Origin of the sequence: Streptomyces scopuliridis RB72 (genome assembly GCF_000718095.1) — a bacterium.
In the GTDB taxonomy this organism is placed as follows: Bacteria; Actinomycetota; Actinomycetes; order Streptomycetales; family Streptomycetaceae; genus Streptomyces; species Streptomyces scopuliridis.
Genome location: NZ_JOEI01000002.1, coordinates 322,447 through 341,224 on the forward strand (window position 1 = coordinate 322,447; position 18,778 = coordinate 341,224).

Here is an 18,778-nt window from a genome sequence, read left to right on the forward strand (position 1 = left end):
CAAGCGAAGTATTCCACAGGGGGAGCACGATGGAACACGCAATTCAATGTGCAGTGCAAACGATACGCGAAAGGTATTCAGAACCGCTCACACTCGATGAGTTAGCCCATACCGCGATGGTGAGCAAGTTCCACTTCCTGCGGACATTCCGGCGTATCACAGGTGTCACGCCAGGCCGATTCCTGAGCGCTGTAAGGCTTCACGAGGCAAAGATCCTCCTGGTCTCGACCTCACTCAACGTGAGTGACATAGGTGCGCAGGTCGGATACAGCAGCACGGGCAGCTTCACGCGTCGCTTCAGCGAATCCGTGGGATTCTCGCCGACGCAGTACCGACACAATGCCCTCGGGAACACACAGCCGTCCCCGCGCAGGATCTCACTCGCGCCGGACGAGACGCGGCCGGACAGCGATGGATCGATCTCGGGTATCGTGAGAAGCCCGTACAGAACCGACTCCGGCATTTACATCGGAGTATTCGAGAGCCCCATCCTGGAGCGGTCTCCGGCCGCGCGCGCGACGATCGCTCACTCGGGCCAGTTCCGCATCACCGGTGTGCCGCAGGGAAACTGGTATGTGCACGCGGCGGCGCAGGGGCCCCTGCCGGGCAACACGTCGGCGGCACATCCCCTGCTCGCCGGCACGGCGGGCCCCGTCACCATCGGCCCGGGGACTGATGCGGCGGTCCAGATGACTCTGCGCCCGCTCGGCTGGGCGAACCCGCCCATTCTCTTGGCACTGCCGGTCGAGTGGTCGGTCCACGCATCCTGATCGCGAGGGGACCCGGCGCCCTTCCCACACCCCGTCAGAATGACGGGGGACTGGAGAGCGGGCTCGGCCGCTCTCCAGTCCCCCGTCCCTGTTTCAGAAGCTGTGGGACCCGAAGCGGCCCCAGACGACGAACACGGCCAGGGCCAGCAGGACGATGTTGACACCGATGGCGGGGTTTTCCTTGCGCCGGGCGTGGACGACCGCGGCGCCGGCCATCGTGACGGCCAGCCCGGTCGCGGCGAGCGGGACGAGAACCACGGCGATGTCGAGCACCGCCGGCAGCACGAGCCCGATGGCGCCGAGCACTTCCACCGCTCCGATCGCCTTCACCGCACCGGACGAGAAGTCCCCGGCCCATGGCATGTTGCCGGCCACGAGTTCGGCCTTGGGCTTGGAGATCTTCATCAGGCCGACAGCGGCGAACAAGAAGGCCAGAACTCCCGCAACGATCCACAGGGCAACGTTCATAACAGTGGTTTCCTCTGCTTTCCATGTCTTGATCACGGGTTACGAGTCCCGGCGTCGACAACGCGTGGGGGGACAAGGAGGGTGATCGCCAGCCTATCGGCGGCGACGTCGGTGGGTGCGTGTTTCTCCTACGCCGTACGGGAGTTGGCGTGAATTCGGGTGCGACCAGCCGACAACCGGTCGGCCGTCACACCTCGCCGTCGATGTGAGCGCGGACGAAGTCGTGGGCGCGGTCGCCGATCCTGCGCCCCATGTCCCAGGACACCTCGATCGCCGGCATGAAGTGGACGCCGCCCCAGAACCTGCTGAGTCCGCACTCGCGTGTCCAGTCGGTCCAGGAGTCCCAGCTCAGCACCGTCTCCTCGGGCGGCGTGACACCCGGTTCCACCAGGGACGAGCCCTTGGCGCGCGGAATGCGGATCCTGACCTCGTCGGTGCCGAGGAAGCGACGTACCGCCTGCGCCTCCGCCGAGCACAGCGAGGTCGAGCCGGAAGGGTACTCCGGGTGGTCCGGTACGCCCAGGTAGCCCCGCCACTGGCCGGCCGGAATCCTGACGGTCCCTTTGCCCGGCCCGCCCCACGCCGTCACCGGCTGGTCTCCGTACACATGGCGGATCGCGGTGGCCGGGCGGACCGCGTCGTAGACGTTCTTGTTGTACCAGGCCGCGATGCTGGCGTCGAAGGTGGCGGTATCGGCGACCGCGTGGAGGTGGACCCATCCGTCCAGGTCCAGATCGGCCTGGTCCGACGCGGAGCCGACGGCGGCGCCGAGGCTCGTGAACTTGTCGTCGAACATCTCGCACTTCATCTTCTGCTCGTCCGTCAGGCTCGCCGACATGGCGAGCATGCCGTCGACCTGACGCTTGTACGCCCTTCGGTTGTGGTGGTCACTCGCCGTGGGCTTCGCGACGCGGAACTCGCTGGGATCCGCGTAGGAGTAGGGACGGACCAGTTTCAGTTGCGGCGTCACGAACTGCTGGACGTGGAAGATCCCGTTTCCCTTGGTGACGACGGCCGGTTGCCAGCGCGACGGATCACGCAGTTCGTAGGCGGTGTTCACCGGCTGATATCCGGTGTAGTCCGCGAACGGTTGCCGGTTGTACTCCTGCCCGCCGTGGTCGCCCAGCTGATTCATTCCGTCGTGCATCCGACTCGCGATCACGCCCCGTGCCGCGAGATTTCCTATCCCCACGGGCGTCTCGGTGTTCTCCTGGGCGTCGTCGGGGTCCAGTCCGACCGATGTCATGGCGTCGCGCCAGACGGTCGAGTACTTCGGCAGCAGAGCCCCGTACATGCGGTAGGTGGCGTACATGAGAGCGATGTTCCTGTGCTTGTTGGTCGCCCTCTCGCTCGCAGGACGGTGGCCGAGGTTCGAGTGGATGCCGATCGCGGTCGGATGGTACGGGGCGATGGCGTCGAACCAGGCGTGCGCCACCAGATTCGAGAAGCGGATGATGAGCGAGGCGTCGTTCGGCTCGATCGCGGCCCGCACCGGCCCTCCGGAGACGGGGCCGAAGACCTCCAGGGGGGCGTTGCCCGTGTCGAAGTCGAAGTGGTGACGGGCGGCTCCGGGCGCGGCCGCGGCCGGCCGCGCCGCGAGGCCCAGCCCGTCGGTCGCGAGGATGCCGGCGCCTCCGGCAATTCCGAACAGCACCGAACGCCGCGGTGCGCCCTGTCTGAGCGAATCTCTGCGGTGATTCATTTCGACTCCCCCTAGGATTTGCAATGGATAGCCATCGCGTTGGCACGATGACCCTCACAGGCCGGACTCGGCCTGTCATCTCCTGAATTGCTCAACAGGGGGCCGCACCAGGTGGCCGCGTCCGTGATTGCCAAGGTGTTTCGGGGCGTTCCGCTTCCGGTTTCGCCGGCGCGGGGAGCCGGCCCGCATGATCGGATGCGATTACGCGGGGACATTTCCCGAAGAGCGCCTCGGAATCTCGTCGCCCCAGGTTATGGAATGACTGAAGAAGCCCCGACAACCGATCGGTCCGGCACAAAAGATCACTGCCGGAATCCAGCTCTTCCGCCAGGTCGTCCCATCTCCTCCAGCAGCACCCGCCCACCCGCGCCCGGCCCAGGAGACCTGCCACTTGTTGAGAAGAGGGAGACACTAGAGCTCTCATATAGTAATCTCTGCGTCCACCGGGAGGACACCCGTGCCCTCCGCGGAACGGGACGGCGGCCGCACCACGCCGACGAGATGGACGTAGACCACTGACGAGTTGACCCCGTCCAGCGCCAGTGCTTCGTTCGCGGTGTCGTCGTAGAACCCGCCGAGCCCCACCGAGGACTTGCCCAGCCACGTCGCGACGAGCGCCAGGTTCTGTGCGAGGTGGCCGCTCTCCTGCATGACGAGACGATAGGAGCGCAGGCCGTAGTGAAGTCGCTGGAACGTCAGGTCAGCCACCGTGAAGATCCACAGCGGGCAGTCGTCGACGTGCAGATTCCCGCCGGCCTTGGGCGGGAAGGCCACTCGCGGATCGGTGGCGGGCGCCATCCGCATCAGGTCGGCACAGATGTCCCTGTCCCCCAGCTGCTCAAGCGCGTGTCCCTCCGGGTCATAGAGATAGGTGCCCCGCGCGAGTCCGTCGACGGCGTGGCAGTACAACAGGGTGCGCAGGGGGTAGCGTGTGCCGCCGCTCGGGTACGGCCTGACCGGGTAGGAGCTTTCCGTTCCTGGCATGGTCTTCCGGGCCGTGACGCCCGCCGAGAAGTACAGCAGCGCACTGAGTTCGCCAAGGGTGACGGGGCCTCCGTAAGAGCCGTACGCGCTGCGCCGGGCGAGGAGGACCTCCTCGAACCTCGGGACGTCCCGACCAGGTACCTGCGGTCGCCCAAGGTCGACGCGCGCCAGCACGGGCGGGAGTTCCTGGCGCCCCTCGGCCGTCGCGCCGGCCATATCGGGGCGCTGGTCCATGAGGCGGGCGTCGAAGTACTTGCTGTGCTCGTGCATTTGGCGGTCGACGGACGTCTGGGAGTCGGCGAAGAAAGGCTCGCGCGGTCCCGGGGAGACGAGGTCCATGGACACCAGCCAGGCAACGTACGCCTCGTCATGCGCGCCGAGGCCCAGCTGGTCGAAGAGCAGCCGTACGAACGCACGGAGCACGTCACCGGGTGTCAGGTCGAGCCGCCCCGCCTCCCGCAGCCGTGTCAGCGATGTCCGCACGGCGCACTGCTGCCCGTACCAGGCCCCGGTCGTGGTCGTGGGCAGAGCGGTCTCCGCGCGGGTGGCGGCGTGCCGGTGCCGCCACTCCGCCTCGTTGCGGAAGTGGTCCTCCTCGGCGCGGGTCCGCGCGTCGGCGACGTCCGCCGTGCCGGCCAGCGAGGACGCGTGGCCGCGCAGCCACTGAACGGCCTTGCGCGGATCGGGCCCGGCGGCCAGAGCGGAGGCCAGCAGCAGAGCGGCGGCCGCGCGCAGCCGCTTCTCGCGCGACGGCGTCGCCCTGATCGTCTCGACGGCGGTTCGCGCGGCGTCCCCGAAGTGCTCCGCGCACACCGCGATTCCCTCGGCGCCGCCGAACGGGGCGGCGTCGGGCACATACGGAAGCTCGGCCATCTCCGGAGCCGAGCCGGTCGCGTTCGGTCCGGCGGACCGGACCGCCTCGATGAGCTCGGCCATGGTCCGCTCGTCCGCGTTCAGGACGTGCACGCGCAGCTGTTCCCCGTGCGCACCCGCGCGCTCCGGGAACCAACTCGCCACGGCACGATCGGCCATGCGCCCGGCCGCCCAGGGCGCGACCACGGTGAGCAGCAGCCGCTCCGCGTATGCCTCGTCCTTGTCGAGGGAAATGTGCAGGGAACGCCAGGAGGGCGCCGCATCCCCTGTTCCGCCAATGCCGGTCATTGCCATCATTCCGTCATCCGTCCTCGGTCCGCAGATACCTGCAGAATAAATCGGCCTCGCGCCGGAATTGGTGACGATAGCCGCGCCGATGTCCCGGCCACAAGCCCTCCGGATCATCGGAAAGAATAGCAATTTGGGATATTCTCGCAAGAGTTCCGTCATGCAAAACTGCTCGTCAAAACACTTGGGGGGCGACCTTTTCCCGAGAAAGCCGACCGCGACAGAATGCGAACGCCATAAGACCTCGGTGAACACTCTTGACCGGTATCCGGGCCCAATTGACCGCCCTGACGCGCGCTCGTGCCCGGTGGCGATGACCGTGGCGGAAAACAGCCTTCCCGGCTCTCCATGAGGGTCGGGGACACCAGCTCGGGAGGGACTCGGACATGAAGTCGATCAAGGTACTCATCGCCGGCGGGGGGATCGGCGGACTGGCGCTCGCTGTCGCCCTGCGCGAACGCGGGATCTCCGCGGAAGTGTTCGAGCGCGCGAAGGGGTTCGGCAACACCGGCTCGGGGATCGAGCTGACGCCCAACGGCGTCAAGTCGGTGGACCGCATCAGCCCCCGGCTCGGCGAGGCCGTGCGGAGCACGGGATGGTCCAGCGACCGGCATGCCGCCGACATGCCGATCATGTCCTGGGACGGCAAGCTCCTGAAGAGCCGCGAGGTCGGCAACTTCCCGGCGAAATGGGGTGCCCCGATGATCGGCATCCTCCGGGCCGACCTGCACCGGATCCTGGCCGAGGCGGTGCACCGGCCGGGGCCGGCGCCGGTGACGGTCCATCACCAGGCCACTGTGATGGCGGCGTCGAGCGCCGGTGACACTGCCACGGTGCGGCTGGCCGACGGCCGCACCGTCACCGGCGATCTGGTCGTCGGGGCCGACGGCGTGCGCTCCACCATGCGGTCGCTGGTCGCCGGTGAGGTGCCGCCGCGCTATCTCGGGTTCACCTCCATCCGTGGCATCTCCAAGCGGCCGGCCCAGCACGGTGACGGCTTCGTCTTCGTCGGGCCCGGCGGCCACTTCTTCGCCGAGGCATTCGACGACACGCGCCTCTTCTGGACGGCCACTGTCAATGCCCCCGAGCACAGCTGGCCGGCCAAGCCCGTCGAGCGGGCCAAGGCCGATCTGCTGGAGCTGTGGGGAGAGTGGTCCGCTCCCCTGCCGGAAACAGTCGCCTCCTGCGCCCTGGAGGACATGGTCGTCACCGACGTCCACGACTGCCCGCCCCTGAAGCGCTGGCACACCGGCAGGCTCGCACTGCTCGGCGACGCCGCGCACCCGATCGGACCGGTCCTGGGCCAGGGCGCCAACATGGCACTTGAGGACGTCGCCAGCCTGGCCTGCCTCCTGACCGAGCATGACGTGCCTGCCGCCCTGCGCCACTACGGACGCATCCGCTCGCAGCGCGCCAACAAGATCGTCCAGCACTCGCGGCTGATCGCGCGGCTGGGGCACACCACCAACCCCCTCGTGGGCCGGCTCCGCGACGCGCTGATCAAGTCCATGAAGCGTCGCGAGGAGACCTACCGGGACAAGGAACTCTTCAGTTACAGCCCGTGACAGTCAACGACGACCACAACGTTCCGACACCGCCGGCTCCACCACAGCAGAGGAAGACGATGACCAACCTCGCCGACTACGTATTCCACAACGTCCCCGCCCAGTTGAGCCCGCTTGAGGAGTTCCTCGACCCCTTCACCCGCGCCGAACTCGGCGAGATAGCGCCGGGCACGGGCGGCCACTACCTCGATCTCGGAGCCGGCGGCGGTTCGGTGACGAGGATGCTGTCCGAGCTGGCCGGCGAGACCGGCCGTGTCGAAGCCATCGACCAGGACACCCACATGGTCCCCCAGGGGCCGAACATCGGGATCCACACCCAGGACCTGAGCAGCGGTGAACCGCTCGCGGCGGAGGGTCCGTTCGACCTCATCCACGGCAGGCTGCTGACCCACCACCTGGAGAACCGGGTGGAGTTCGTCCACCGTCTGGCCGGCTCGCTGAAGCCGGGGGGCTGGCTGCTGCTGGGGGAGTTCGTCCGCTCGACACCACGGGTGGTGTCCGCACCCAGCGAGGAGCACGCCGCGGTCTTCACGCGTGTCCTGGACGGACTGTACGACGTGATGACGGCTCGTCACACACATGGCGGCTGGGGCCACGAGGTCCACAGGACCATGCTCGACGCCGGTCTCTCCTCCGTGCGCACCCGCTGGCACTTCGAGAGCTGGACGGGTGGCGACTACGGCTGCCGGCTGTACGAGAACAACGTCAGCCAGAAGCGCGACGCCATGATCGAGGCCGGCTTCGACGCCTCCGACATCGACCTCTTCCTCAAGGACCTGATGCACAACAAGGCCATGGTCGTGCGAAGCCACGAGTTCGTCTCCATCCGCGGCCGGCGTGTCTGAGGGAGGTCTTGTCGTGGGCAGCAGCAGCCGCCACATCGCCTTCTTCAACGTCCCGGCGCCAGGGCACCTCGCGCCCACTCTCGCGGTCGTCGAGGAGTTGGTCCGCCGGGGACACCGGGTGAGCTACCCGGCCACCGCGGCGTTCGCGAAGGAGGTCGGTTCCACCGGCGCGACCGTCATCCCGTACGAGTCCACCATCGACGTACAGAGGGACTTTCCTCCGGGTACGGACAACTGGCTGGCCAGAGTTCTGCTGAGCGGGGTGCGCGAGGGGATCGCCACCACGCAGCTGTTCGACGCCCACTTCGCGGACGACCGCCCGGACGCCGTCGTCTACGACGGCTACGTGCGGTGGATCGGCGAGCTGCTCGGGGAGAAGTGGCGTGTCCCGGCGGTACGGCTCTTCCCGGTGGGGTGTGTCAGTCAGCACGTCACGCCGGCCGCCATCGGCGACGCCGCCTACGCCGAGCTCCGGAGCGAGATGCAACGGTACGCGGCGATGAACGGCGTCGACCCGGAGGTGGCCTTCCACCAGCTGAAGGGCGACCCCGAGGCGCTCAAGATCGTCTTCTATCCGAGCAGGTTCGGCTACATCGATGCCGAGACCGACGACAAGTTCGTCTTCGCCGGGCCCTGTCTGCGCGTGGAGAACCCGGAAGAGGCCTGGCAGCCTCCCGCGAGCGGGAAGCCGGTCGCTCTGGTCTCGCTGGGCACCAGTTTCAACCAACAGCCCGAGCTGTTCCGGATGTGCGTCGAGGCCTTCGAGGGACTGCCGTGGCACGTGGTGATCGCGGTGGGTCCGGGAGTCGACCCGGCCGACATCGGACCGCTGCCGGCCGACGTCGAGACGCATACCTGGGTACCGTTCCAGTCCGTGCTGGAGCACGCCCGGCTCACCGTCTGCTCCGGCGGAACCGGGACGGTGATGCACTCACTGCACGCGGGCACCCCGCTGGTGGTGATGCCGCAGCTGGCCGCGGCAGACGGTCTGGCGCGCCAGCTCGCGGATTTCGGTGTCGCACGCGTGATCGGCCGGGACGAGACGTCCGCGAGCGCGATCCGCGCCGCGGTGCTGGACATCGAGGCCGACGACACCGTACGGGCGGCGACCCAGGACATGCAGGAGCACATCCGTGAGTCCGGCGGAGCGGTGCGTGCGGCGGACGAGATCCTGGCCCATGTCGAACGTGAGACCGCCGCGCGTTAGGGGCCCGCAGGCTCAGCGGCGATGCGCCTGTCCGGTCCGGGCAGACCGTGGACGAGGGCTCCTGAAGCCGGCGGAACCGGCTTCAGGAGCCCTCGTAGTCGGTGCCCGAGAGCTGTTGGGCGAAGTTGATCAGCTCGGTCTCGAAGAGAGCGCCGCTGTCGGTCACCGCCCAGGCCATGTGCCCGAAGATCTCCATCGCGATGAAGCCGTAGAGCCTCGCCCAGACAGCGAGGAAGGCGAAGATCACCGGGAGGCCGAGCCCCTCCTGGCCGTCGAGGTAGTCCCGCAAACCTGGTGCGAGCCGGCCCTCGATGAGCTCGACCGACGGGACCCGGAGGGCGCCGCGCCGCTCCAGCTCCGCGATCTCACCGAGGAACGTGACGCCCACGCACGCGGGCGCGTAATCCGGTTCGTCCGGGTCCGGACCGCCCTCGATGCCCGACGGAGGCGGGCCGAGCATGAGACCGAACTCCGCGCGGTGCTCCAGCCCCCAGGCACGGAACGCGCGCGCCATCGCCATCAGCCGCAGCAGCGGATCGCCGCCGGGCACACTGTCGCGCGCCTTCGTGGTGGCCTCGCCCAGTTCCTCGAAGAGATCGCTGCGCATGCCCGCCACCAGTGCGTCCAGGCTCGGGAAGTAGCGGTAGAGCGCCGAGGGCGTCATCCCCATCTCCCGGGAGATGGCGCGCAGGGAGACGGCCGGCACCCCTCCCTTCACCAGGAGCTGCCGGGCCACTTCCTTGATCTCCGCCACGGCGGACGCCCGCCGCTTCTCACGCCAGTTCGATGACATCCGCCTGCCCGCTTCTTCGTGTCCGACCTGCACACAGCATTCCACGAGAACACCCTTGACATTAGAGTACAGCACATGCAAAGTAAATGCTGTTCTCGTTTCGGTGCGCTGTTTACCCGATGAAGGTGCGAATGTGAGTACGCAAACCCAGGCACCAGCCGGTTCCGACCGGCCAGGAGCAGTCACGGCCACGCCCGCGATCGAGATCAGCGGGCTCACCAAGACGTACGGCTCGTCGGACACGCCGTCCGTCAACAACATCTCCCTGTCGGTCCCGGCCGGCACCGTCTTCGGCTTCCTGGGCCCGAACGGTGCCGGCAAGACGACCACCATCAAGATCCTTGCCGGGCTGCTGGCCGCCACGTCGGGCAAGACACTGCTGAACGGCTACGACGTCACCCGACGGCGCTCCGCCACGATGCAGCAGTTCGGCGCGGTCCTGGAGGGCTCGCGCAACGTCTACTGGACGCTCTCCGCCTGGCAGAACCTGCTGTACTTCGGGCGGCTGAAGGGCATGCGCGGCGCCGATGCGCGCGACCGCGCCGAGGAACTCCTGAAGGGCCTCGACCTCTGGGAGCGCCGCGACGAGAAGGTCGGCGGCTACTCCCGCGGCATGCAGCAGAAGGTCGCCGTGGCCGCCGCGCTGATCGCCGACCCGCCCATCGTGCTGCTGGACGAGCCCACGATCGGACTGGACGTCGAGGCGACCCGCACCGTCATGGAGTGGATCCGCACGATGGCACGGGACCGCGGCAAGACGGTCCTCCTCACCACTCACCAGATGAACGTGGTCGAGGAGCTGTGCGACCGGGTGGCCGTGATCCGGAAGGGCGAGGTCGTCGCCGACCTGCCGACCGACCAGCTGCTCGCCCAGTTCCGTGAGCGGGACAAGTACGAGGTGCGCGTCGAGGGAAACCTGCCGGAGCTCTCACTTCCGTCCGGCTTCACCGCCCGGAGCGTCGAGGGCACGACGATCATCTCGGGGCGCGTGAGCGACCCGCAGCAGGTCTACACGCTCGTCGACCGGTTACGCGACCAGCACGCGGTGGTGCAGTCGCTGTCCCAGGTGCAGCCGGACCTTGAGGACGTCTTCATGGGTCTCATCAAGGCGCCCGCCCATGACTAGCGTCGCGCCCGCCGCCACCGAACGGCCGGGCCGGCCGGCCCGTACCGACTGGAAGCTGACCCCTCGCACCGGTCTGAGCGTGATGCGAGCGGAGGTCCGCAAGGGACTGCTGTCGCAGCTGGCCCACCCCGTGGGGCACATCATCATGCTGGTCATCAGCACGGTGCTGTACCTCGGCATGCAGTATGTGATGGGGCAGGGCACGCTCCGCAGGGAGCTGATCCCGGAGACGCTCGTCGCCATCAGCGGCTACTGGTTCCTGCACTACGGCAGCCTGGTCATGGTGGCGGACCTCGTCGAGGAGAAGCGGGGCGGCACCTACTCCCAGAGCCATATGTCGCCCGCGCCTCCCTGGGTCTTCATGCTGGGCCGGCTTGTCACCGCGTCCCTGATGGGGCTCATGGTGGCCGTGGTCGCCACGCTGGTGCCGATGCTCGTGACCGGCGTGACGATTCCGCTGAAGGCCGCCGCGCTGGTGCCCTACGCCCTGGTCGTCGTCAATGTCCTGGCGTTCACCTTCGTACTCGCGGCCATCGCCGTCAGCTCCCCCATGGTCGGCGCCCTGCACTCGCTGTTCACGTCACTGGTCATCCTGCTGAACGGCTCGATGATGCCGCTCGCTCTCTACCCGGACTGGCTGGCGGTGGTGGCGCGGTTCCTGCCGACCACCCTGGGGGTCGAGGCGACCACGAAGGTGCTCTTCGACGGGAAGTCGCTCGGGGACATCTGGTCCGACGGGACTCTGCCGTGGCTGCTCGCCTACACCTTCGCGCTCGTCCTCTTCGGAGGATGGCTCTTCTCCCGAAACCACCGCAGAGCCGTGCGCGACGGCCGGCTCGGCCAGTACTGAAATGAGCGGGGACCGACCATGACGACGCTCACTCCAACAGCCGGCCGCACCGGTCCGGCGAACACGGCGGACCGCCCGGGCGCCGCCACCTACCTCAACGGCTTCAGCAACGAAGTGCACAAGGGCCTGCTGAACCTGAGGGCGGGGTGGCGCGAGGTCCTGATCCAGATGATCACCTTCCCCGTCTTCTTCCTGCTGCTCGTCCTGTTCATGGGGCGCGGGCAGCTGCGGGACGAACTGCTCCTGCCGGGCCTTCTCGGCATGGTCTCGCTCACCTTCATCCACGAGCAGGTGAACCGGGCTTTCTGGAGCTATCTCGGAGACATGCAGTCGGGCGTGCTGGAACAGACGTACCTCACGCCGCTGCCCTCGTGGACGCTCATCCTCGGCCGCCAGGTGGCCGCCGTCGTTTCGGCTCTGCCGAGCGCCCTGTCCGTCCTCCTGGTGGGCGTGATCACCATCGAGGCGAGGGGCGGCGACATGCCCTTCGACGTACAGATCCTGGTGCCACTCACGTCCATCGTCCTGGGTACCTGCGGACTCGCGCTGATCCTGTGCGGTCTGACGCTGGTGTACAAGCGCATCGAGATCATCACGCAGTTCTCGATGGCCGTGTGGTTCATCGCGGGCGGCACGTTCGTCCCGCTGGACAACATGCCGGACGTGACCGCCTTCCTCAGCCGGCTCCTCGTACCGATCGCCCCGGGCATCGAGGCCATCCGTGACATCCTCGTGGGCGGCCATTCGCTGACCGGTCTGGAGACCGGCTGGGGCCTGTGGTGGGTGATCCTCCAGCCGATTGTGCTCATCGGAATCGGCGTAGTCCTCTTCGGCCGTCTGGAGCAAGTCGCCAGGCGCCGGGGAACCCTCGGCCGGTACTGACACCGGCCCGAGAGCCCTCCGGGCCGTCAGCGACACGGCACACACACCCGTCCGGCTTCGCCCTTAATCCCCCGTAGCGGCAAGCCAACGGACGAGCCGTTCGCTGATGGCCCGGAGTCCGCCGGCCGACACGATCGAATAGTGATCCCCCTCCAGGATCTCGACCTCGATCCGCGGGCACACCGCCCGCCAGTCGGCGCCGGGCCCCTGGAGGTCCCCCTGCCTCGTCCGCGCGACGAAGAGCAGAGCGGGTACCTCACAGAAGCCGGGACGATAGGCGCCCAACAGCGCGAGGTTGTGGGCGTGCGCATCCGACAGCCGCTCGAAACCCGCGAGATCGATCTCCGAGGGGAGGAGCCCGTGCTCGACCGCAGCCGCTCTGGCCGCACTCGCCAACTTCCCTTCGCCGGCCTCGCCCACCGCGGTCACGAGCCCGGCCGGCGGGCGCCCGCCGGCCAGATCGCCCAGGAACTCAAGATGGCCCTCGGCCCGCGTCGTCGGCGCCCGGCCCTCGGCGACCAGGCTGTCGATCATGAAGACGCGGCACTCGCGGCGCTCGGCGATCAGTTGCCGCGCGACTTCGTAGGCCAGCACGCCACCCATCGACCAGCCGCCGAGCAGGTAGGGCCCCTCGGGCACGAGTTCCAGCAGTTCCTCGCGATACGCCGAGGCCATCGTGGTCAGATCCGGCGCCCCCGGCGCCTCGGCGCCGTCGACGAGCATGCGGCTCTGGAAGGCGTGTACGGGCCCCGGCCAGACACGGGCCAGTTCGAGATAGCTGGTGACCGAGCCTCCCACCGGGTGGAAGAGGATCAGCCCGGGCCCGGTGCCGCTCTCCCCGCCGTCGGACAGCCTGACCGCGCACGCCGCCGGGCGGGCACCGGCCCGGACGGCCGCCGCGAAGGCCCGCGGGGTCGGCGATTCGAAGATCTGCCCGAACTGAACCTCCGCGCCGAGCTCGGAACGCGCCCGGTTGATGAGCCGCAGCGCAAGCAGCGAGTTGCCGCCCATCGCGAAGAAGTCGCTGTCCGGACCGACCGAGTCGGCTCCCAGCAGTTCCTCCCACAGTTCGCCCAGTCGGCGCGTCACCTTGTCGTCCGCACCCCCGGCTCCCGGATCGCCCGCGGCCGTTTCGGCCGGCACGGCCCCCACCTGGTCCATGTCGACCTTGCCGTTGCGGGTCAACGGCAGCCGCTCCACGATCCGGAACTGCCCCGGGATCATGTAGGACGGGAGCCGCTCCCGCAGGTGCCGGGAGATCTCCTCGGGGCCGACGGCAAGGCCCTCGCCCGGGACCACCAGGCACACCAGCCGGGGCCGGCCGTCCGGCGACGCGGCCGTGGACACGACGCATTCGGCCACCGCGGGGTGGCTGCGCACCGCGGTCTCCACCTCCCCGGGCTCCACCCGGAATCCCTGGAGCTGGACCTGCCGGTCCTCGCGGCCGAGAAACTCGATGGTGCCGTCGGGCCAGTAGCGGCCCAGATCGCCCGTCCAGTACAGGCGTTCACCGGTGCGCGGGTGCCGGACGAACCGCTCCGCGGTGCGCTCCTGGTCCTTCGCGTATCCCTGGGCGACGCCGACACCGCCGATATAGATCCTGCCGGTGGCCCAGGGCGGCCTGACCTCCATGGCGTGGTCGAGTACCCGCATGGTCTGCCCGCTGAGTGGGGTCCCGTACGGAATGCTCCGCCAGGTGGGGTCGACGCGGCCGATCTCGAAGCAGTTCGACCAGATGGACGCCTCGGTGGCGCCGCCGAGCCCCAGCACCCGGACGTCGCTCCACAGGGACCGCATCCGGTCCGGGAGCCAGGTGGGTATCCAGTCGCCGCTCAGCAGAAAGGCCCGTAGCGGCGGCTGATCGGCCCCCTGCCGGTGAGCGAGGACCTCGACGAGCATCTCGGCGAGCGCCGGGACGGAGTTCCACACGGTGGCGCCGTGCGCGAGCGACGCCTCGGCCCATCCCTCGGGATCGGGGTGGTCGGTCGCCATCGGAAGCACGAGTGCGGCGCCGGCCGCCAGGGTGCCGAAGATGTCCCAGACCGACAGGTCGAAGCTGAGCGAGGAGATGCCGAACACCCGGTCGTTCGGGACGAGCCGCAGCCGCCGGTTGATGTCGGCGATCGTGTTCAGGGCCGCTCCATGGCCGATCATGACGCCCTTGGGGACACCCGTCGAGCCCGAGGTGTGGATGATGTAGGCCAGCTCGCCGGAGTCGCCCACCGGTGGATCCAGGACCTGGTCCGTCGGATCCACCAGGTCGACGCGGAGTGCGGGAAGCGCTCCTGGACGGAGCGGTTCGGGTATTCGGTGGGACTGGCACAGCACAGTGCGGGCGGACGTCGCGTCGAGCAGGCGATCGATGCGCTCGGCGGGCAGGGTCGCCGATACGGGGCAGTAGGCGGCGCCGGCCCGCAGCACACCGAGGACGGCCGCGACCTGTTCCCAGCCCTTGTCCATCACGACGGGCACCACATCGCCGCGGCCGACCCCGTGGTCGCGCAGCCACACGGCGACGGACCGCGAGACCGCTTCCAGCTCCCCGTACGTCACCGTGCGGTGCGCCGTCAGAATCGCCGGCCGCTCCGGCTGTTCCGCCGACCGCTGAAGGAAACCGTCCTCCAGCCGGCCCGCCGGAGGCGCCTCGGCCGTCGTGTTCAGCTCCTCGACCAGGTCCCGGTGGGCGGCCGCCGGGAGAGCGGGCCGGGCCTCGGCGCCGCCCGGTGCGGAGAGCGACTCCAGCATGCTCCGGTAGGCGTCGAACATCGCGTCGGGGAGGCCCGCCGGGAAGGCGTCGCCGACGATGTCCCACACGCACTCGACACCTCCCCCGGGGGCGTCCTTGACCTGCTGGTCGATCAGCACCTGGGGGGTGCGCAGGGCGGAGGTCACCGTCCTGCAGACCCCCCTCCCGGTGGCCGGCCGCTCCCCCGGGCCCAGCATGCTGTTGAAGACGTACGGCAGCGCCGCGCGCGAGGTCCAGCCGCGGCGGGCCGCCAGTTCGCGGGTCACCCGGATCGCGCTGACGTCGGAGTGCTCCATGTCCTTCCACAGCCTGCGCTGGAGCCGTGCCGCCCGTACGAAGAAGTCCTCGTCCTCCCGGAGGTCGACTTCCAGGGGCAGGGTGGCGCTGAACTGGCCGACGACGCCTGCCGCTTCGGGATGCCGGACCACCCAGTTCTGGTGCAGGACGTTGAGGCAGAAGTTCGGTGCGGCCGCCCAGGACCCCAGCACCTCCGCGTACACGTGCAGCAGTCCGGTCGTCGGCAGCACACGGTGCGCACGCATGGTGGCCCGGAACCGCTGCCACTGCTCACGGCTCAGCAGGAAGGAGCGCCGGGTCAGACGGGCGGATTCGATACTTCCGGCCGACCGGGCGAGCGGCAGCCGGGGGGCGTCGGGCAGCGAGTCGAGCCGCGCCTCCCAGTATCGCCACTGTGCCTGGTGGGCATCCGATTCCGCGTCCGCGGCGCGGGCCAGCACACACTCACGGAAGGTGCCCGAAAGCGGCGGCAGTTCGGCGGTCGGATCACGGTAGAGCCGCCACCACTCCTCCTGGAGCCGGCGGGTGCTCGTCGAGTCGAGGAGCAGCAGGCTCATCGCGAAATGCAGTCGGGTGCGGTGCGGCCGTACGCGGTGGGCGACGATCTCGAACAGCGGCCAGCCGGTGGGCGCCGGACCCTCGTCCCGCATCCGCTCCCTGGTCCGGCTGATCTCCGCCTCCTGTTCCGGTGCCGCCAGGCCGGTCAGGTCGACCGCGCGCAGCCGGAACGGCGTGACCTCGGCGGGGCCGAGTACCCGCTGGCCGCCTTCCTCGGTCATGACGGTCCGCAGATGCTCGTGACGGGAGATCAGGAGATCGACGGCCCGTCGCGCCGCCTCCGAGTCGAAGTCCACGATGTCGATCTCGGTGTAGAGATTCGGCCGGAATCCGCCGAGCTCCATCAGCGGGCTCGACCCGACCATGTACGCCGCCTGGAGATCGGTCAGCGGGAACTCGGCTCCGGGGGGCGCGGACACACTGTGGGTCGGGGAAAGGTCGTGTGCGGTCACTGTTGCCTCCCGGTGAGTGCGGCGCCCAGCGTCGGCAGTTCGGCGGTCAGCGCCGCCAGGACCTGCTCCTGGGCTTCCTCGTGAAGATAGAAATGGCCGCCGTCGAACATCCGGACCGTGCAGCCCGCGGTCGAGTGCTCCCGCCAGCCCGCCAGTTCGCCGGGGTTCGCCAGGGCGTCGTCCAGACCGCCGAGGACGAGCACGGGACAGTCGAGCGGACGTTCCGGGCGCCAGCGGTAGGTCTCGGACACCGCGAAGTCCGCCCTCACCATGGGCAGCAGCGCCGACAGGGCGGCCGTGCTCTGGAGCACCTCGGCCGGAGTGCCGTTCAGCTCTTTCAGGTGCGCCACGAGATCGCCGACCGGCGCGTCGTGGACCTGTGGCTGACGGGAGGGCAGATGCGGGGCCCGGCGGCCGGATACCAGCAGCCGCTCCGGCTCCCGCAGTCCCAGGTCGCGCAGCTTCCGGCACAGCTCGTAGCCGATCAGTGCGCCCATGCTGTGCCCGAACCAGGCGTGCGGCCGGTCCAGCAGCGGCTCCACGGCCCGGACCAGCGCTTCGACGAGCTCGTCGAGACGACGGTACGGCGCCTCCCTGAACCGGTTCTCGCGCCCGGGCAGCCGGATGGACACGACGTCGACGGACGGTGCCAGCCGCTCGGCCCAGTCCCGGTAGAGCGCCGCTCCGCCGCCCGTGTGCGGCAGGCAGAAGAGCCGTACGGGCGCGTCGTCGGTGGCCGCCCACCGGACGCACCAGTCGGTCCGCGGAGCGCGCCGCCGCGAAGTACCGCCCGCCGGCGCTACGCGCTCCACGACGCCGCCCTCTCGCCGAGCATGACGCAGCTGAGATTGGTCGGCGCGCTCGGCATCGTCGGCATCACCGAGGCGTCCACGACACGCAGTCCGCTCACCGCGTGCACGCGGAAGCGCTCGTCCACGACCGCCGCGGGGCTCGATGACGGGCCCATCACGGCGGTCCCCGCCGGGTGCCAGGACGGGCAGACGAACCGTGAGACGGAACGGCGCAGCATGGCGTCGTCCTCCACCGTCCGGTCGGTCCAGAGGAACACGCGCTCCAGCAGCGGCGCGAGGTGGCTGCCCCTGACCATCTCCCAGAGCATCCGTGCGCCTGCCATCAGGCGTTCGACGTCCCAAGGGTCCGAGGCCAGCCGGAGCGCGATGACGGGATCGGCGTCCGGCTCCGCGCCCCGCAGGGTGACGGATCCGCGCGAGCGCGGCGTCAGCAGCGAGGCGTGCAGGGAGAACGCGGTCCGGCCCTTGAGTACCCCGCGCATCACGGGCACATCGAGGTCGGTGACGTTGTTGACCAGGGTGAGATTGAGGTCAGGGGCGGCGCCCGTGCTCGCCACCCGCGCCAGTACCTGGTGCATGGGCTCCCCGGATCGGGAGCCGGCCGGGACGGGAAGTCCCCACAGGGCGACGATCGGGTGCTCCATGAGGTTCGCGCCCACTCCGGGCAGATCGGCGACCGGGCGAATGCCCAGCCGCAGCAGTGCGTCGGCCGGGCCGACACCCGAGCGCAGCAGGATCGCGGGCGTGCCGATGGCCCCGGCCGACAGCGTCACGCGGTCGGCCCCGATACGGACGAGCCGCCCGTCGCTCATTGCCTCCACACCGACGGCCTTGTCGCCGTCGAAGATGATCCGGGCGGCCGAGCAGTGACCGGCCACCGTGAGGTTGGGCCGGTGCCGGGCAGGGGCGAGGTACGCCTCGGCCGTCGACACGCGTCGGCCGCCGGCCTCGTTGCGCGGAATGGGCCCCGCCCCTGTGGCGCGGTCGGCCGCGTTGAGGTCGGCCACCATCGGCACGCCGCGGTCACGGCAGGCGTGCAGGAAGCCGGCCGCCAGGGGGCCGAACTCGTCCTCGGACTGCCTGCGGATGGGCAGGGGCCCGTCACTGCCGTGCTCGGGCCCCTTGAAGTCTCGGTCGGACTCCAGCCGGACGAAGTACGGCAGCACGTTCTCCCACGACCAGGCGGGGTTGCCCGCGGCCGCCCAGGCGTCGAAGTCACCCGGCAGACCGCGCAGCGCGAGGGCGCCGTTCACCGCGGACGAGCCCCCGACGGCCTTGCCCACCACATACGGGTAGCGCCGTCCGTTCTCGGCCTCCTCGTGGACGTAGGCGGAGTGGTCCCAGTTGGCCCCCGACAGCACGGGGTTGTCGGGCGAACCGGGGGGATCGCCCTGGTTGTCCGGCCCGGCCTCCAGGAGCAGGACCCGGCAACCGGGGTCCTCGGACATCCGGCCGGCGAGGGTCGCGCCCGCGGAGCCGGCTCCGACGATCACCTCGTCCCAGTGCCCTTCGACCGTCGCCGTGCCTTGTGCCGTTCCTCTGACATCGGTTCCTGACATG

At 69.3% G+C, this 18,778-nt stretch carries 14 protein-coding genes; 7 read left to right on the top strand and 7 right to left on the bottom strand.

Features of this window, described 5'->3' with window-relative positions:
- Window positions 1-29: 29 nt before the first annotated feature.
- A complete protein-coding gene (locus tag IF11_RS0102635) occupies window positions 30-770 on the top strand; it encodes a helix-turn-helix domain-containing protein (RefSeq protein ID WP_030349735.1) in 741 nt (246 codons plus the stop codon).
- Between the two features lie 93 nt (window positions 771-863).
- On the opposite strand, the gene IF11_RS0102640 is transcribed toward IF11_RS0102635, so the two are convergent.
- From IF11_RS0102640 to IF11_RS0102650, 3 genes are all read right to left on the bottom strand, one after another.
- A complete protein-coding gene (locus IF11_RS0102640) occupies window positions 864-1,274 on the bottom strand; it encodes a DoxX family protein (RefSeq protein ID WP_425315182.1) in 411 nt (136 codons plus the stop codon).
- Between the two features lie 151 nt (window positions 1,275-1,425).
- On the bottom strand, window positions 1,426-2,940 hold the full coding sequence (locus tag IF11_RS0102645; RefSeq protein WP_051745379.1) for a vanadium-dependent haloperoxidase: 1,515 nt from the start codon (window positions 2,938-2,940) through the stop codon (window positions 1,426-1,428).
- A 420-nt stretch (window positions 2,941-3,360) separates the two neighbouring features.
- Window positions 3,361-5,085 (bottom strand): SagB family peptide dehydrogenase, encoded by a 1,725-nt coding sequence (locus tag IF11_RS0102650; protein WP_030349738.1) that lies wholly within the window; start codon window positions 5,083-5,085, stop codon window positions 3,361-3,363.
- A 386-nt stretch (window positions 5,086-5,471) separates the two neighbouring features.
- Here IF11_RS0102650 and IF11_RS36310 point away from each other — a divergent pair, with 386 nt between their 5' ends.
- The 3 genes from IF11_RS36310 to IF11_RS0102665 are packed head-to-tail and all read left to right on the top strand — an operon-like array spanning window position 5,472 to window position 8,702.
- Window positions 5,472-6,650, top strand: coding sequence for an FAD-dependent oxidoreductase (locus IF11_RS36310; RefSeq protein WP_051745380.1), 1,179 nt, complete (start codon window positions 5,472-5,474; stop codon window positions 6,648-6,650).
- Window positions 6,651-6,709: 59 nt separating this feature from the next.
- A complete protein-coding gene (locus IF11_RS37625; protein WP_051745384.1) occupies window positions 6,710-7,495 on the top strand; it encodes a class I SAM-dependent methyltransferase in 786 nt (261 codons plus the stop codon).
- A 13-nt stretch (window positions 7,496-7,508) separates the two neighbouring features.
- Window positions 7,509-8,702, top strand: coding sequence for a macrolide family glycosyltransferase (locus IF11_RS0102665; protein ID WP_030349739.1), 1,194 nt, complete (start codon window positions 7,509-7,511; stop codon window positions 8,700-8,702).
- A gap of 82 nt (window positions 8,703-8,784) precedes the next feature.
- Here IF11_RS0102665 and IF11_RS40660 read toward each other — a convergent pair whose 3' ends face one another.
- Window positions 8,785-9,495 (bottom strand): TetR/AcrR family transcriptional regulator, encoded by a 711-nt coding sequence (locus IF11_RS40660; RefSeq protein ID WP_206300678.1) that lies wholly within the window; start codon window positions 9,493-9,495, stop codon window positions 8,785-8,787.
- A gap of 133 nt (window positions 9,496-9,628) precedes the next feature.
- On the opposite strand from IF11_RS40660, the gene IF11_RS0102675 reads away from it, so the two are divergent.
- The 3 genes from IF11_RS0102675 to IF11_RS0102685 are packed head-to-tail and all read left to right on the top strand — an operon-like array spanning window position 9,629 to window position 12,353.
- The gene (locus tag IF11_RS0102675; protein ID WP_206300679.1) at window positions 9,629-10,621 is read left to right on the top strand and encodes an ABC transporter ATP-binding protein; all 993 of its coding nucleotides are present in this window, start codon (window positions 9,629-9,631) and stop codon (window positions 10,619-10,621) included.
- The gene (locus tag IF11_RS0102680; protein WP_078490353.1) at window positions 10,614-11,471 is read left to right on the top strand and encodes an ABC transporter permease; all 858 of its coding nucleotides are present in this window, start codon (window positions 10,614-10,616) and stop codon (window positions 11,469-11,471) included. The genes IF11_RS0102675 and IF11_RS0102680 overlap by 8 nt, the downstream gene beginning before the upstream one ends.
- An 18-nt stretch (window positions 11,472-11,489) precedes the next feature.
- On the top strand, window positions 11,490-12,353 hold the full coding sequence (locus IF11_RS0102685) for an ABC transporter permease (protein WP_078490355.1): 864 nt from the start codon (window positions 11,490-11,492) through the stop codon (window positions 12,351-12,353).
- 63 nt (window positions 12,354-12,416) lie between these two features.
- On the opposite strand, the gene IF11_RS0102690 is transcribed toward IF11_RS0102685, so the two are convergent.
- The 3 genes from IF11_RS0102690 to IF11_RS0102700 are packed head-to-tail and all read right to left on the bottom strand — an operon-like array spanning window position 12,417 to window position 18,777.
- On the bottom strand, window positions 12,417-16,406 hold the full coding sequence (locus IF11_RS0102690; protein ID WP_051745387.1) for a non-ribosomal peptide synthetase: 3,990 nt from the start codon (window positions 16,404-16,406) through the stop codon (window positions 12,417-12,419).
- On the bottom strand, window positions 16,403-17,218 hold the full coding sequence (locus IF11_RS0102695) for a thioesterase II family protein (RefSeq protein WP_051745389.1): 816 nt from the start codon (window positions 17,216-17,218) through the stop codon (window positions 16,403-16,405). Before IF11_RS0102695 ends, IF11_RS0102690 begins: the two co-directional genes overlap by 4 nt.
- Window positions 17,206-18,777: a GMC family oxidoreductase gene (locus IF11_RS0102700; protein ID WP_063759109.1), complete on the bottom strand. Its 1,572-nt coding sequence runs from the start codon at window positions 18,775-18,777 to the stop codon at window positions 17,206-17,208. Before IF11_RS0102700 ends, IF11_RS0102695 begins: the two co-directional genes overlap by 13 nt.
- Window position 18,778: the final 1 nt, after the last annotated feature.

Coding starts and splice junctions, on each gene's coding strand:
- IF11_RS0102685 (WP_078490355.1), top strand. CDS start 11,490: ATGACGACGCTCACTCCAACAGCCGGCCGCACCGGTCCGGCGAACACG.
- IF11_RS0102700 (WP_063759109.1), bottom strand. CDS start 18,777: ATGTCAGGAACCGATGTCAGAGGAACGGCACAAGGCACGGCGACGGTC.
- IF11_RS36310 (WP_051745380.1), top strand. CDS start 5,472: ATGAAGTCGATCAAGGTACTCATCGCCGGCGGGGGGATCGGCGGACTG.
- IF11_RS0102650 (WP_030349738.1), bottom strand. CDS start 5,085: ATGACCGGCATTGGCGGAACAGGGGATGCGGCGCCCTCCTGGCGTTCC.
- IF11_RS40660 (WP_206300678.1), bottom strand. CDS start 9,495: ATGTCATCGAACTGGCGTGAGAAGCGGCGGGCGTCCGCCGTGGCGGAG.
- IF11_RS0102680 (WP_078490353.1), top strand. CDS start 10,614: ATGACTAGCGTCGCGCCCGCCGCCACCGAACGGCCGGGCCGGCCGGCC.
- IF11_RS0102645 (WP_051745379.1), bottom strand. CDS start 2,940: ATGAATCACCGCAGAGATTCGCTCAGACAGGGCGCACCGCGGCGTTCG.
- IF11_RS37625 (WP_051745384.1), top strand. CDS start 6,710: ATGACCAACCTCGCCGACTACGTATTCCACAACGTCCCCGCCCAGTTG.
- IF11_RS0102635 (WP_030349735.1), top strand. CDS start 30: ATGGAACACGCAATTCAATGTGCAGTGCAAACGATACGCGAAAGGTAT.